Here is a 14,810-nt window from a genome sequence, read left to right as displayed (position 1 = left end):
TTGGCACCACGACGAGGCAGTTACATCCATGGGCCGACTATTCAAGCTGTTGATCTTTCTCATGATCATCGGGTTCATCGGGCTGGTGGCCTATGCCTATGTGGGCGAATATTTTGGCGCGAACTTCTCGCCGCCGCAAACGGAAACCCGTATGCCCGTGACCCTCGATGCGGAATAATCCTGCACTGGTCCTGATGATGGGCCTGATGCTGGCGACACCGGCCGCGGCCCAGACGCCCGATGCCGCCCCCCTGAACGTGATCGACTGGCTGGACACGCAGCCCGTGACGCCCGCCGCCCTGCCTGCGCTGCGCGAGCCTGCGGTGACGTCCTCGGCCACGGTGCCGGAGGTACAGGTGGCCCCGCTCGATGGCGATGCGCCCAAGCGCGTGGGCCTCGCCCCCTCCACTGTCACCGGCCTGCCCGACACATTGTGGGCGGCGTCGGATGGCGCGGATCTGGCGCGGCAGTTGGACCAGATGCCCGACCTGCGCGTGCCTGCGCTGCAATCGCTCTTCTACACCCTGCTTCTGGCCGAAGGCCTGCCCCCGTCCGATGAGGCCGCCGCCTTTGATCTGGCCCGCATTGACGCGCTCACGGCGCTGGGGGCGCTTGACCCGGCCATGGCGCTGATCGAACAGGCCGGGCCGGACAGCAGCGCGGCGCATCTCGCGCGCTACATGGATCTGTCGCTGCTGGCGGGCACGGATGCGCGCGCCTGTGCGGTGCTGCGCGCGATGCCGACCCTGTCGCCGGACAAGGCGCATGATGTCTATTGCGCCGCCCGGTCCGGGGACTGGGGCACCGCCGTGCTGCAACTGGGCACCGGCCGCGCCCTTGGCCTGATCGACCCCGACACGGCGCAGGCGATGGAGCGGTTCCTCGATCCCGAACTCTTCGAAGGCGAGCCGCCCATGGCGGTACCTGCGCGCCCCGACCCGCTGCTCTTTCGGCTCTATCAGGGGGCGGGCATGCCGATCCCCACGCGGATCTGGCCGGTGATCTATGCCAATGCCGACCTGTCCGACACCGCCGGATGGAAGGCCCGTATCGAGGCCGCCGAGCGTCTGGCGCAACAGGGTGCGCTGCCGGAAAACCGTCTGCTGGGCATCCTGTCGGACCGACGGCCCGCCGCATCGGGCGGCGTCTGGGACCGCGTCGCCGCCGTGCAGCGGTTTGAAACCGCACTTGGCACGGCAAGCCCCGCCGCCATCTCCAAGACCCTGCCGCAGGCCTGGGACCAGATGCGCCGTGCGCGCCTTGCCGTGCCGTTCGCCTCGCTCTTTGCCGATGCGCTCACCGATGTGGTGCTGAGCGGACGCACCGCCGACATCGCCTATGACATGCTGCTGGTGTCCGCCCGTTACGAAGAGGCCGCAACCCAGTTCCCCGCGCGCGCCTTGCACAACCCGCTGGCCACCGCCGTGGCCTCCGGGACTGCCCCCACCGGGCCACCGCCCGGCGGTGACATGGCCCGCGCCATCCATGCCGCCTTTTCCGACGGGGCCACGCCGGATGCGGCGCTGATCGCGCGCGCACAGGATGGCGCCCTCGGGGCGGCACTGCTCGACGCGCTGATGATCACCCAGAACGGCAGCGCGGGCGATGTGGCCCAGCTGACCACCGGGCTCGCCACCTTGCGCGCCCTGGGGCTCGAGGACACGGCCCGTCGCACGGCGCTGCAAATCCTCGGCGGGGTCGCGGGATGAGCACGCATTGGATATCGACCTTTCTGGACGCGCAAGCGGCGGAACTCGGGGCCGCGCGCAACACGCTGCTGGCCTATGGGCGAGACCTCAAGGATGTGCAGGCATGGCTGATCACCCAAGGCACCGATTTCGCCCAAGCCGATCAGGGGGCCATCGAATCCTACCTGATCCATTGCGACGCCCAGGGACTGGCCAAGGCGACCCGCGCGCGGCGGCTGTCCGCGATCAAGCAGATCTACCGCTTTGCCTTCGAAGAAGGCTGGCGCGGCGACAACCCCGCCATCCAGATCGCCAGCCCCGGACAGGACAAACGCCTGCCCAAAACGCTGGACGAAGCAGAGGTGGACCGCCTGCTGGACGCGGGCCTGCACCATGGGCGCAATCCGCATGACCGGCTGCGCGACACCTGCCTGCTGCAATTGCTCTATGCCACCGGCATGCGGGTCAGCGAACTTGTCGGCCTGCCTGTGTCCTCGGCCCGCGGCAACCCCGAGATGCTGTTGATCCTCGGCAAGGGGGGCAAGGAACGCATGGTGCCCCTGTCACCGCCCGCGCGCGCGGCCCTCGCCGCGTGGATCAAGGAACGCGACACGGTGCAGGCACAGGCCGAGGCCAAGGGGCTGCCGCCGTCGCGCTTTCTCTTTCCCTCGCGCGGGGCCTCCGGGCACCTGACCCGCCACTGGTTCTATGCGCGGATCAAATCGCTGGCCGTGTTCGGCGGCGTGGCCCCGGACAAGGTGACCCCCCACACGTTGCGCCACGCCTTTGCAACGCACCTTCTGGCCGGTGGCGCCGATCTGCGCGCGATCCAGACGATGCTGGGCCATGCGGATGTGGCCACGACCGAGATCTATACCCACGTGGTTGACGAACGCCTGACCCAGCTGGTGCTGGATCATCACCCGCTGGCGCAGGACAGCCGCAAATCTGGTGGCAAGACATCTTCGGACGGCCAATAACCCGTCTGCAACGCGCGGTCATAGCCTTGGGTCAGGCCCGCCGCCGCCATATCCGCCACGGCCCCCGCCATGTCATAGTCCAGCGCATGCAGCGTCACCGCACCGTCTTCCAGCATGGCAAAGCGGGTGCGCGCCTGCCCGTCATGCGGCGGCATGCCCACCACGCCCGCGTTGATCCAGCGCCCGCGCCGCAAGGGGCGCATAAACGCTATCCCGCTGTGCCCGGCCACGATCCCGCCCACAGGGCCAATCGCACGCTCCAGCATGTCCCATTCCCGCTCCAGCTCTGCCTCCGGTGAAGTGGACCACAAGAACCGCGCCACATCCGACACGGCCCCGTGCACGACCCCATAGCGCGTGCCGCAATGGCTGAAAGTCAGCACATCCGGCAGGCCCGCCATCCACGCCCGCGCCTCTGCCCCGATCCGCGCAGAGGCAAACCCGTACCATCCCACCGACAGCAGATCACAGGCCGACCCGTCCTCGAACCCGCATCCGCAATCGGGCGCGCCGCTGGCCAGCTGGATTTCGCAATTGCCCGCAAGCACGGCACATCCGCTGGCACGGATGGCCGCCACCGTCTCGGCCGGGCGCGCGCAATAGGCCACGACATCGCCCGTGCATACAGGCGTCGCGCCGCGCGCCTGTGCCTGACCCAGCACCGCCCGCGTCGCCTGCACATTGGAATAGGGCCCGCCAAACAGCAGCACAGGCCCGTCCAATTGTCCCAGATCCAGATGGCGCAACGTGGCTCTTCCCTTGAATGCAACGCGTTGCACCCCCATAACCCAGAACAGAACAAAGGATAAATCACGAATGGAAGATCCCACTTCGACCCTCGATGCCGCGTTCTGGATGACGGCGGGCGTCATCCTGTTCCTGCTGGTGATGTCGGGGTTCTTTTCCGGCTCTGAAACCGCGCTGACGGCGGCCTCGCGGGGCAAGCTGCGCGCGCAGGCCGACAAGGGCTCGCGCGGCGCGGAACGGGCGTTGCAGATCACCGAAGACAACGAACGGCTGATCGGGTCGGTCCTTCTGGGCAACAACCTCGTGAACATCCTTGCCACGTCGCTCGCCACCGCGATCTTTACCCGCGCCTTCGGCGAAAGCGGTGTGGCCCTTGCGACGCTGGTGATGACGCTGCTGGTGCTGATCTTTGCCGAAGTGCTGCCCAAGACCTATGCCATCACCAATTCGGAAACCGCCGCCTCGCTGGTGTCGCGGCCCATTTCGCTGGTCGTCACCGTCTTTTCCCCGATCGTCTCCGCCGTACGGTTGCTGGTGCGCGGCGTGCTGCGCCTCTTTGGCGTGCAGATCGACCCCGACAGCCACATCATGGCCGTGCGCGAGGAAATCGCCGGTGCGCTGCAACTGGGCCATTCCGAAGGCGTGGTCGAAAAGGAAGACCGCGACCGCATCCTTGGCGCGCTCGACCTGGGCGACCGCACGGTCGAAGAGATCATGCTCCACCGCTCCGGCATCGAGATGATCAACGCCGACGACGACCCGCAGGCGATCCTGGAACAGTGCCTGAAATCCAACCACACCCGCCTGCCCGTCTATCGCGGCGAGCAGGAGAACATCACCGGCGTCATCCACGCCAAGGACCTCTTGCGCGCGATGTACCGCGTGATCGGCGGCCCCGAAGGCGAAGCCGCGGCCCTCAAGACCTTTGACATCGGCGACGTGGCGATGCCGCCCTATTTCGTGCCCGAGACGACGACCCTCGATGACCAGATGCGCCAGTTCCTGCGGATGCGCACCCATTTTGCGCTGGTCGTGGACGAATATGGCTCGCTTCAGGGGCTGATCACGCTCGAAGACATCCTCGAAGAGATCGTGGGCGAGATCACCGACGAATTCGACCCCGACGGCGATCATCAGGTCAACCGGGGCGAGGACGGGCACTATATGGTCGACGGGGCCATGACGATCCGCGACCTGAACCGGGCCACCGACTGGAACCTGCCCGACGAAGAGGCCAACACCATCGCGGGTCTCGTGATCCACGAGGCGCAGATGATCCCGACCACGGGCCAGGTGTTCAGCTTTCACGGCTTCCGCTTCGAGGTGATCGAACGGGATGGCAACCGCATCACCGCCCTGCGGATCAAGGCGCTGGAATAGCGCTCAGGCGGTTTCGCCCTGCGCATCCACACCCTTGTCCTGCAACCAGTCGCGCACATCGTTCAGTCGCCCGCGCGCCACGGGCACCTTCTCCCCGCAGGTCAGCTGCAAATGCGCGCCCTTCAGATCCCGCGCGCTCGCCGCGGACACCCAATGGGACCTGTGGGTCTGAATGCCGTCGCCCGGCTCCACCTGTTCAAGAAAGGTCAGCATGCGCTCGCGCACGGTTTCCATGCCCGCGTCCGTATGCACCTCAAGGTAATGCTCTGCCGCCTTGACCCGCTGGATACCGCACAGGACAAACCGGCGCCCGGCCAGCATGACATTGCGGGTCTGCGCCGCCGCACCGCTGCGGGCGCGCTGAGCGGGCAGCAACCACAAAAGCGCAACCGTTTCAAAGATATGGGCAACGACGATGTTCCGCACATTCATCTGCCACGTCATGATCCCGAACGGCGGTCGGTCGGTGCCCGACAAAAGGGTCAGCACGGCCCCAGCCAGGTAAGTAGAAAAGAGCACGAGCGGCGCAGACAGCAGGATCAGGGGAATGGGCCGTTTGAAGATCGGACGCCACAGGCTGTAGAGGACAAAGGAATGGAATTCCGACGCGGCCAGATAAAAGCCAAGCCCCACAATCCAGAAGGCCAAACGCAATTCAAAGCTGTCGAATTGCGGCAAGGTGACCGGGTGACCCGTCGCCATGATAAAAAACCCGGCGGCAACAAGGACCCACAACTGCCATGTACGATACAGCAGATGCATTTCACGTAACGTGAAATGTGCAACGCTGCCATTCGAGACATAAACGTGCACTTCACGCGATTGAAGACGGCCCAACATGATTGCTGTTTATCACGTGACGCTAACTAGAGTAAATGTCGCACATCGGCCTGTCAGGGGTGCGGTTTGACGACATGTTGGGTGCCAGTTAACAGGCCTGCCTCAATCAGTGCGTCTCCCAAACTGCACCCCGATCGCCCCCCCTATCCGCGCAGCCTTTCACCCGTCGGATCAAAGGGCGGAACGTCAAGAATTGTTGCCTTGTGCGGCTGTCCCAGCACCATCACATCCACCCTGTCACCGGGGCCTGCGCCCGTGACATATCCCAGCGCCAAACTCATCCCGACAGAGTATCCATACGCCCCTGATGTGACCCGCCCGATGCCGGCGCCATCACGAAAAATTGGTTCACCGCCAGTGGCATCCGCGCCAGACGCCGCCGTATCGGCCTCGTCCAGATGCAACAGCACCAGCGATTCGCGTGCGGGTTGCGCCATGACCTCGGCCGCCGCATCCCGGTTCAGAAACGGCTTGTCCAGCTTGACCAGCCGGTCCAGCGCCACCTCCTGCGGCCAATATTCGGGGCTGTACTCCCGGCTCCACGAGCCATAGCCCTTTTCGATCCGCAGGCTCATCAGCGCCCGGCTGCCCACCGGCCCGATGCCCATGTCACGCCCCGCATCGATCAGCGCGGCGTAGAGCCGCGCCTGATCCGCCTCGGCACAATGCAGCTCCCAGCCCAGATCGCCGGTGAACGACACCCGCAACGCCAGCACGTCGATGCCCGCCAACTCGATCCGGCCCGACCGCATGAACGGCCAATCGGCATTGGCCAGCGACGCATTGGTCATACGTTGCAACATCGCGCGCGCATCAGGGCCCGCCACGTTGAACCCGCACATCGCCTCGGTCCGGCTTTCGAACACCGTGCCATCCGGCAGCGGCACCTGCTTGAAAAACCGCTGGTGATAGCGTTCCGCCATGCCCGACCCGATGATCCAGAACTCGTCCTCAGCCAGACGCGTGACCGTGAAATCCCCCGCAATGCCGCCCCGTTTCCCGATCAGCGGCGTCAGGCACGACCGCCCCACGCTGCGCGGCATCCGGTTGGCAAAAACGGCGTTCAGCCAATCCTCCGCCCCCGGACCGGAACAGACATATTTGGCAAAGTTCGAGATATCGATGATCCCGCCCCGGGCGCGCAGCATCTTGCATTCCGCACCCACCGGCCCCCACCAGTTCTGACGGGTGAACCCGTCCGTGTCCTTGGCACCGGACGTGTCCGCGAACCACAGCGGATGTTCCCAGCCATAGTTCAGGCCCATCACCGCGCCCATCTCGCGCTGCATCTCGTAGGCGGGGCGCGTGCGCACCGGACGGCCCGCGCTGCGTTCTTCGTTGGGGAAATGGATCTTGAACCGGTTGGCATATTGATCGCCCACGCGGGCCTTGGTGAACGCCTTGCCCGCCCACGCGCCAAACCGCGCCATGTCCCAGGGGAACATGTCGTATTTCATCTCGCCCTCGATCATCCACTGCGCCGCAAGCAGCCCCATGCCGCCCGACTGGCTGAACCCCGGAATGATCCCGTTGCAGCAGAAATAGCCCGTAAGCTCCGGCACCGGCCCAAACAGGACATTGGAATCCGGTGACCAGATCATCGGCCCGTTGATCACCCGCTTGATCCCCGCCGTGCCCACCACGGGCACCCGGTCGATGGCACGCATCATGTTGTCCTCGATCCGCTCCAGATCATCGGCGAACAGCTCGTGGCCAAACCCCTGCGGCGTGCCCTCCTCGGCCCACAGGCGGTAATCCTTCTCGTAGGCGCCGACCAGCAGGCCCTGACCTTCCTGGCGCAGGTAATATTCGCCGTCCCGGTCCGCGACCGACGGCAGGCGGCGGTCCATGCCCGCGATTTCGGCGATGGTCTCGGTCACGAAATACTGGTGTTCGGTGGGTTGCAGTGGCAGCTCGATGCCCGCCAGCGCCGCCACCTCGCGCCCCCAAAGGCCCGCGGCATTCACCACCCAAGGCGTTGCAATATCGCCCTTTTCCGTGCGCACGATCCACGTGCCATCGGGCTGCTGTTCGGTGCCCGTCACAGGGCAGAACCGGATGATCTCGGCCCCATTGTTGCGCGCGCCGGTGGCATAGGCGTTGGTCACGCCCGACGGGTCCACATTGCCGCCCTCGGGCTCCCACATGATGCAGCGGATGCCGTCGTAATCGACCAGCGGGTGCAGTCGCTCCGCCTCGGCCCGGTCGACCTCATGGAAATTCATGCCATAAAGCTTCGCCTTGGCCGCCTGCAGACGCAGCTGGTGTTCGCGCGCCTCGGTCTGCGCCAGATAGAGCGATCCGGGCTGGAACACGCCGCAGCCCTGCCCCGTCTCCTGCTCCAGCTCCTTGTACAGGCCCATCGTATAGTGCTGGATCCGGCTGATATTGGTGCTGTCATGCAGCCCGTGGATATTGGCCGCCGCGTGCCAGGTAGAGCCCGAGGTCAGCTCATCCCGTTCCAGCAGGACCACGTCGGTCCAGCCCAGTTTGGTCAGATGGTACAGGATGGAACAGCCGATAACGCCGCCGCCGATCACGACGGCCTGTGCGTGGGTGCGCATTTGAATTCGCCCTTGCTATGCTTTGCTGGCGACCAAACTGCGCGCAGTCCGACAACAAGGATTGCCCTTCCGCGACATCTTGCGTCGCTCAATGGCCATCGCGCGGATTAGTCGAGAACCCGTTTGTCCGCCGTGTCACGCAGCGCATCGCGGTCCGCCGGCCAGTCCATCGCCTCCAGCGCGCGGTTCAGACAATCCCGCGCAAAATCGCGCGACACCGCGCTCAACTCACTATCCGGATGGTCCATCAGCGCCGAAAGACAGCGTTGCAACCGCTGCTGCACGATCAGATCATCCGCCCCGTCCCGCGCGATGCCGGAAAACGCGTCCATGATCAGGTCGCGCGCATCCAAGGGGCGCGCGTGCAGGTTCCTGTGCAGGGGATCGTCCCCGGTCGATTCGTCTTTATACAGCGACAGGATCCGCGCCGACCGGTTCAGCACGTCAATCGCGGTGCCCGGATCATTCACCCCCGGCGACAGCGCCTTGGACCCGATCTCGGACATGACCAACAGGCCGAACCGCGGGTCCTGATCATAGGTCCGCACATCGCCCAGCACCACCAACTGCTGCACTGCCTCCGCCAGTTCGTCCATGTCCTCCACGTCTCCGCGCACCCAAAGAAGTGGTTCGTTCAGAAAGACGAAACTGCCGACATTGCGCGTCAGATACAGCGCCACGTCATGTTTTTCGGCCAGATCCTGCAACGCGTCGGGATAGATATGCTGCACATATCCGGTCTGGTCGGCGCGCAACTGCTGCGCATCCTCGGGCAAGGTCCCGTCCCAGGGACACGCGCCCAAGCAGGGCGTCGACAGACGCTCTTCGAATTGCGCGCGGGTGATGCCCTCGACCTGCCGGGTGGTGTCGACCAGACTGCCCAGCGTCTGCAAGTGCAGCACCCAGCGGATCAGCGACCAGACGACAAAAACCAGCACCAGCACAGTCAGCCAGAACAGGACCCACGCCCGGTCGTCCACGTAAATGCCGGTCTCGCGCATCACGATCGCCACCAGCGCATAGACATAGGCCCCGACAAAGGCCGCAAGCGTGTTCTGGGTCACCTTGTCCCGCATTATCAACTGATGCACCCGCGGCGTCCACTGCGACGCGCTGGATCGATAGACCGACACCATGACCGTCAGCGAAAAGGTCGTGACCGCCAGCATCGCATTGGCAATGATGTTCAACAGGCGGTCCGCGGCACTGCCCGGCAGGCTCTTGGCCATCTGCTCGGGCACAAACGGCTCCACCACCTGCGTGCCGGCCAGCGCCACCAGCGACATCGCCCCCATCAGGACCACCCGCACCCACAGCTTGCGCAGCAAATAGCGCAAGGTCTGCAACGCCGTCCGCGGCAGCCGTGCCAGAACCTCCCAGTCAATCCGACGTTTCATGCGCGTTTTCCCGTTTGCCGCCATTCGCGACATAACATGTCGCGCCCGGCCTTTCCGTCCACTGCCCTCGCACAATAGAACGGACAAAACCAACCTTTCCCTGGGGGCCACCATGAATTTGACCACACGCGTAGCGGTGATTGGCGGCGGTGTCGTCGGCGCATCCGTCCTCTACCACCTGACGAAACTGGGCTGGGCGGACGTCATGCTGCTCGAACGGTCCGAGCTGACCTCCGGCTCCACCTGGCACGCCGCGGGCGGCTTCCACACGCTCAACGGCGACACCAACATGGCCGCCCTCCAGGGCTATACGATCAAGCTTTACAAAGAGTTGGAAGAGATCACCGGCATGTCCTGCGGCCTGCACCACGTGGGCGGCGTGACGCTGGCGGACAATCAGGACCGCTTCGACATGCTGCTCGCCGAACGGGCCAAGCACCGCTTCATGGGGCTGGAAACCGAAATCGTCACCCCCGAAGAGATCGCGAAAATCGCGCCCATCACCAACACCGACGGCATCATCGGCGCGCTCTATGACCCGCTCGACGGCCACCTCGACCCCTCCGGCACCACCCATGCCTACGCAAAGGCCGCGCGCATGGGCGGCGCCACGATCCACACCCATACCATGGTCCACGAAACCAACCAGCGGGCGGACGGCACCTGGGACGTGGTGACCGACAAGGGCACGATCCACGCCGAACACGTGGTCAACGCGGGCGGCCTCTGGGCGCGCGAGGTGGGGGCGATGGCGGGCGTCTACCTGCCGCTGCACCCGATGGAACACCAATACATCGTCACCGACGACATCGCCGACATCTACACCCGCGACGCCGAACACCCCCACGTCATGGACCCCGCGGGAGAAAGCTATCTCCGGCAAGAGGGGCGCGGCCTCTGCATCGGGTTCTACGAACAGCCCTGCCGCCCCTGGGCCGTCGACGGCACACCGTGGAGCTTTGGCCACGAACTCCTGCCCGACGACTTCGACAAGATCGAGGACAGCATCGCCTTTGCCTACAAACGCTTTCCCGTGCTGGAAACCGCAGGCATCAAATCGGTGATCCACGGCCCCTTCACCTTTGCCCCCGACGGCAACCCTCTGGTGGGGCCAGTGCCCGGCTTGCGCAACTACTGGTCCGCCTGCGGTGTCATGGCCGGGTTCTCTCAGGGCGGCGGCGTGGGCCTGATGCTGGCGCAATGGATGACCCTCGGCGAATGCGAACGTGACGTGACCGCCATGGACGTCGCCCGCTTCGGGGACTGGATCAGCCCCGGCTACACCCGGCCCAAGGTGATCGAGAACTATCAAAAACGGTTCTCCGTCGCCTACCCGAACGAAGAACTGCCCGCCGCACGTCCCAACCGCACCACACCGATGTACGACATCTTTACCGATATGGGCGCCGTCTGGGGCCAGCAATACGGGCTGGAGGTCGCCAACTATTTCGCCAAAAGTGACGAGCCCACGTTCGAAACACCCAGCTTCCGCCGCTCCGACGCCTTTGCCGCCACCGCCCGCGAGGTCGCCGCGGTCCGCAGCGGCGTGGGCATCAACGAAGTGCACAATTTCGGCAAATACAGCATCACCGGCCCGCACGCCCGCGCATGGCTCGACCGGATCATGGCGGGCCGCATCCCGCAGCCGGGGCGCGTGTCGCTGACCCCGATGCTCAGCCCTGCAGGCAAGCTGATCGGCGACTTCACCGTGTCCTGCCTCGATGCGCAGCGCTTTCAACTCACCGCCAGCTATGGCGCGCAAGCGGTACATATGCGCCACTTTCAGCAACATGAAGAACCCGGCGTAACCATCGAGAATATCAGCGATAAACGCAACGGCTTCCAACTGGCCGGGCCGCGCGCCCGCGATGTGCTCCAGGCCTGCACCCGCACGGATGTCGCCGACATGGCGTTCCTCGACGTGCGCCCGCTGACCGTGGGCATGACCGACTGCATCGTGCAGCGGGTCAGCTATACCGGCGATCTGGGTTTTGAAATCTACTGCGATCCGATGGCCCAACGCCAACTATGGTGGACCCTATGGGAGGCGGGCCAACCCCACGCCGTCACACCCTTTGGCATGCGCGCGATGATGTCGCTGCGGCTCGACAAGTTCTTTGGCTCGTGGCTGTCGGAGTTCTCGCCCGACTACACCGCCGCCGAAACCGGGATGGACCGTTTCATCGCGTGGAAAAAAAACACCGACTTCATCGGCCGCGCCGCCGCCGAAGCAGAGCGCGCCCAAGGCCCCGCCCGCCAGCTCTGCGCCTTCGCAGTGGACGCGGATGACGCCGATGTGCAGGGGTACGAACCGATCTGGCTCGACGGCGCGGTCGTGGGGTTCTGCACATCGGGCGGCTATTCCCACCATGCGCAAACCTCTGTGGCGCTTGGGTTTTTGCCCACCGAGCGGATCGACACCACCGATACGGTGGAGATCGAAATCCTCGGCCAGATGCGCCCCGCCCGCCGTCTCACCACCCCGCTGTTCGACCCCGACGGCACCCGCATGCGCGGCTAAGCGCTTTCACCCGGCCCTGCGGCGGTCTAGGCTGCCGCATCCGAAACCACGCGCCGGTGCCGTTCCGTGACCTTGCCCATCCTCCTTCTTGCCGCTGGCCAGTCTGCGCGGATGCGCGGCGCGGACAAGCTGCTGCAAGAGATCGACGGCGCACCGCTCTTGCTGCGGCAGGCGCGCATGGCGCTCGACGTGTCTGCGGACGTGCGCGTCGCCCTGCCGCCACGCCCGCACGCGCGATACGACATCCTGGCCGACCTGCCCCTGCGCCGGGTCGAGGTCGCGGACGCGGCCCATGGCATGGGCGCCAGCCTGCGCACCGTCTTTGCCACACTGGAGCCAGACGTAAAACGCGCGATGCTGGTGCTCTGTGACCTGCCCGACCTGACGGCGCAGGATCTGATCAAGGTGTGCTGCGCCATGCAGGACGCGCCCGACGCGCTGATCTGGCGCGGTGCCACACCGTCGGGTCAAGGCGGCCACCCCATGATCTTCGATGCCCAGCTTTTCCCTGCAATATCAAGACTTTGCGGCGATGCGGGCGGCGCCTCTGTCGTGCGTGACGCAGGCCCGCGCGTGCATCACGTCCCCTTTGACGACAATCGGGCGCGCCATGACCTGGACACGCCCGAAGACTGGGCCGCATGGCATGCGGCGCGCGCGAAACGCCTTACTTGAGCCGATCCACAATGATCTCGGCCTCGTGCCGCTTGAGCGACAGCCGCGCCGCGCCATAGCTTTCAAGCCCGGCCAGCGTCTCCAGCTCGGGGAACAGGGTCAACACCTCAGACCGCTGGTCCTGCCCGATCCCGCGCAGCGAATGATCGCCCGGCTGGAAGCTTTCGGACCACGCCCCATCGGCCAGAACAACCTCGTGCTGGTCGAACATCAGGTGCAAATAGCTGACAGAGCCGGTGGTGACCTGATCCACACCGTCCAGACCGGTCAGATGCTTGGCAGCGATCAGAACCTCACGCTCTTCGAACATGACCTCGGCCAGTTCCGACGTGATCAGCATCCGGTGCTGCGGGCTGACCAGCATGTCGCGCTCCGGCAGGCCCTTGCCCAACGCACCCTTGCGGATCAACACCGGCTGGAACTCGGGATGCGCCGACATCTCCTGCGGCGTCAGATCGCGACGGCCCACCCAACGCAGCGGCTGGGCGCCGTTGTCGCGGGTAAACACCTTGTCACCGGCCTGCAACCGCTCCACCGCGACCTCGCCTTTTTGGGTGGCAATGCGCGTGCCGGGGGTAAAACAGATGATGATCTGCTCGATCTCGGAATAGGTCACGCGGCGCGCCACATTGCCGTTGTCATCCAGCAACTCGACGGTGCCGGATTCCGGCCCGCTCTGGATCACATTGGCCCGAACGCCCGTCAGGTCGAGCACGTCGATATCGGTCCCGTCCGCATCCTCACCACCGATGATGGTGTGATTGCCGAACCCGTCAAAGATGAACCGGTCGGACCCCTGCCCGCCTTCGGCGCGGTCATTGTCGGGGCCCACTTCGATCAGGTCCTCGCCGTCACCGCCCAAAAGCGTGTCGTCGCCCTGACCACCGGTCAGGAAATCGGCGCCGGCACCCCCGTCAAGACGGTCCTGGCCCACGCCACCGTCCAGCGTGTCATTGCCCTCGCCGCCGTCAATCGTGTCATCGCCACCATCGCCCAGCAGGCTGTCATTGCCGCCTTGCCCGAAAATGACGTCCTGGCCGCCGCCGCCCTCAATCGTGTCGTTGCCCGCTTCGATCGGTGTCACGACACTGTCGTCAATCAGATCGCCCGAGAACGAGAACCCGGAATTCGTGTCACGCGATTCCAGCGTGAACTCGATGAACTCACGGTTTTCAAAGGACGCGCTGAACCATGCGTCCTGATCGTCGGGCGAATTCTGCTCGCCCCCCGCCGCGGTCACGGTCCCGCCTGATTGCGTGACGTTCAGCGACGTGTCCGACGACGTGGCAAAGGCGGTAAAGCTGTTGGCATCAATCGTCACCGCCTCGCGGTCGGTCACGCTGTTGCGGTCAAGGTCATTGATCGTCGCGGTCGAATTCAGCGCAACCGGCGTCCCTGTTGTCGCGTTCACGGAATCGGGGATAAAGAATTCCATGCGGAACTCGGCCGTATCGCCAGTGCCGCTCCCGTTCATCAGGATCTCAAAGCCGTCGCCGCCCGACAGGTCCACGGTCATGTTGGGATCGGATTTCGACACCAGTACAATGCGGGCCGACACCTGCGTGCCGTCATCCAGCTGTGCGACATTCTTGTAGACGGCGAAATCATCGGGCTGGTTGTTGCTGTCTTGCGGCGTCACCAGGTTGGCGATGTCGATCACCAGCGGGGTCGCGTCATTGCCGGGGGCTGTGCCCTCGCCGACATCCCCGAACAGGGTGTCATCACCGCCGCCGCCCAGAATACTGTCGTCGCCGCCCTCGCCAGAGACAAGGTCTTGCCCGTTGAAAGCAGTGATCGTGTCGTTGTCGTTCCCACCCTGAAGGGTATCGTTATTGGACGTTCCGTTAATCACAGCCATGGCAGCAGACCTCACACTCAAAACTTAAATAGAGACGCGCACCATGCCGTCCCCCAACGAACCAACACGTCTGCTTATGAATTAATTCAAATGTCGCTGCATTTCAGGGGGAAAAACCGGGCTTTGGTAAACATCGCCCCAAATATGGCGATATGATGCT

General features: G+C 64.8%; 11 protein-coding genes. 6 read left to right on the top strand and 5 right to left on the bottom strand.

From position 1 onward, the window contains the following. Positions 1–28: 28 nt before the first annotated feature. Genes Q0949_RS16055 through Q0949_RS16045 form a run of 3 tightly spaced genes read left to right on the top strand, consistent with a single transcriptional unit; the run spans position 29 to position 2,668 of the window. Positions 29–178, top strand: coding sequence for a hypothetical protein (locus Q0949_RS16055; RefSeq protein ID WP_299374496.1), 150 nt, complete (start codon positions 29–31; stop codon positions 176–178). Then, positions 168–1,709: a hypothetical protein gene (locus Q0949_RS16050; protein ID WP_299374493.1), complete on the top strand. Its 1,542-nt coding sequence runs from the start codon at positions 168–170 to the stop codon at positions 1,707–1,709. The genes Q0949_RS16055 and Q0949_RS16050 overlap by 11 nt, the downstream gene beginning before the upstream one ends. Then, complete coding sequence (locus tag Q0949_RS16045; RefSeq protein ID WP_299374490.1) at positions 1,706–2,668, top strand: site-specific tyrosine recombinase XerD; 963 nt, start codon at positions 1,706–1,708, stop codon at positions 2,666–2,668. Before Q0949_RS16050 ends, Q0949_RS16045 begins: the two co-directional genes overlap by 4 nt. On the opposite strand, the gene Q0949_RS16040 is transcribed toward Q0949_RS16045, so the two are convergent. Continuing rightward, positions 2,608–3,414 carry a metallophosphoesterase family protein gene (locus Q0949_RS16040; protein WP_299374487.1) on the bottom strand — a complete coding sequence of 269 codons (807 nt, stop codon included), beginning with the start codon at positions 3,412–3,414 and terminating at the stop codon, positions 2,608–2,610. The genes Q0949_RS16045 and Q0949_RS16040 overlap by 61 nt on opposite strands. Before the next feature lie 70 nt (positions 3,415–3,484). Here Q0949_RS16040 and Q0949_RS16035 point away from each other — a divergent pair, with 70 nt between their 5' ends. Further along, positions 3,485–4,795, top strand: a complete 1,311-nt coding sequence (locus Q0949_RS16035) for an HlyC/CorC family transporter (protein WP_299374484.1) — start codon at positions 3,485–3,487, stop codon at positions 4,793–4,795. 3 nt (positions 4,796–4,798) lie between these two features. Here Q0949_RS16035 and Q0949_RS16030 read toward each other — a convergent pair whose 3' ends face one another. The 3 genes from Q0949_RS16030 to Q0949_RS16020 form a co-directional block, all read right to left on the bottom strand. Continuing rightward, a complete protein-coding gene (locus tag Q0949_RS16030; protein ID WP_299374482.1) occupies positions 4,799–5,497 on the bottom strand; it encodes a LytTR family DNA-binding domain-containing protein in 699 nt (232 codons plus the stop codon). Between the two features lie 281 nt (positions 5,498–5,778). Further along, positions 5,779–8,199 carry an FAD-dependent oxidoreductase gene (locus tag Q0949_RS16025; RefSeq protein WP_299374479.1) on the bottom strand — a complete coding sequence of 807 codons (2,421 nt, stop codon included), beginning with the start codon at positions 8,197–8,199 and terminating at the stop codon, positions 5,779–5,781. 107 nt (positions 8,200–8,306) lie between these two features. Beyond that, a complete protein-coding gene (locus tag Q0949_RS16020) occupies positions 8,307–9,596 on the bottom strand; it encodes a DUF2254 domain-containing protein (protein ID WP_299374475.1) in 1,290 nt (429 codons plus the stop codon). 112 nt (positions 9,597–9,708) lie between these two features. On the opposite strand from Q0949_RS16020, the gene Q0949_RS16015 reads away from it, so the two are divergent. Together Q0949_RS16015 and Q0949_RS16010 are read left to right on the top strand one after the other, a co-directional pair. After that, positions 9,709–12,117 carry an FAD-dependent oxidoreductase gene (locus Q0949_RS16015; RefSeq protein ID WP_299374472.1) on the top strand — a complete coding sequence of 803 codons (2,409 nt, stop codon included), beginning with the start codon at positions 9,709–9,711 and terminating at the stop codon, positions 12,115–12,117. Between the two features lie 66 nt (positions 12,118–12,183). Further along, positions 12,184–12,792, top strand: a complete 609-nt coding sequence (locus tag Q0949_RS16010; RefSeq protein ID WP_299374469.1) for a nucleotidyltransferase family protein — start codon at positions 12,184–12,186, stop codon at positions 12,790–12,792. Here the strand turns inward: Q0949_RS16010 and Q0949_RS16005 are convergent. After that, a complete protein-coding gene (locus tag Q0949_RS16005) occupies positions 12,785–14,650 on the bottom strand; it encodes a Hint domain-containing protein (RefSeq protein ID WP_299374467.1) in 1,866 nt (621 codons plus the stop codon). The two genes, Q0949_RS16010 and Q0949_RS16005, sit on opposite strands and share 8 nt — an antisense overlap. Positions 14,651–14,810 lie beyond the last annotated feature (160 nt).

Origin of the sequence: uncultured Tateyamaria sp. (assembly GCF_947487805.1) — a bacterium.
In the GTDB taxonomy this organism is placed as follows: Bacteria; Pseudomonadota; Alphaproteobacteria; order Rhodobacterales; family Rhodobacteraceae; genus Tateyamaria.
The sequence above is the reverse complement of the archived record's forward strand: the minus strand, read 5'-3'. Positions and strand labels throughout refer to the sequence as shown.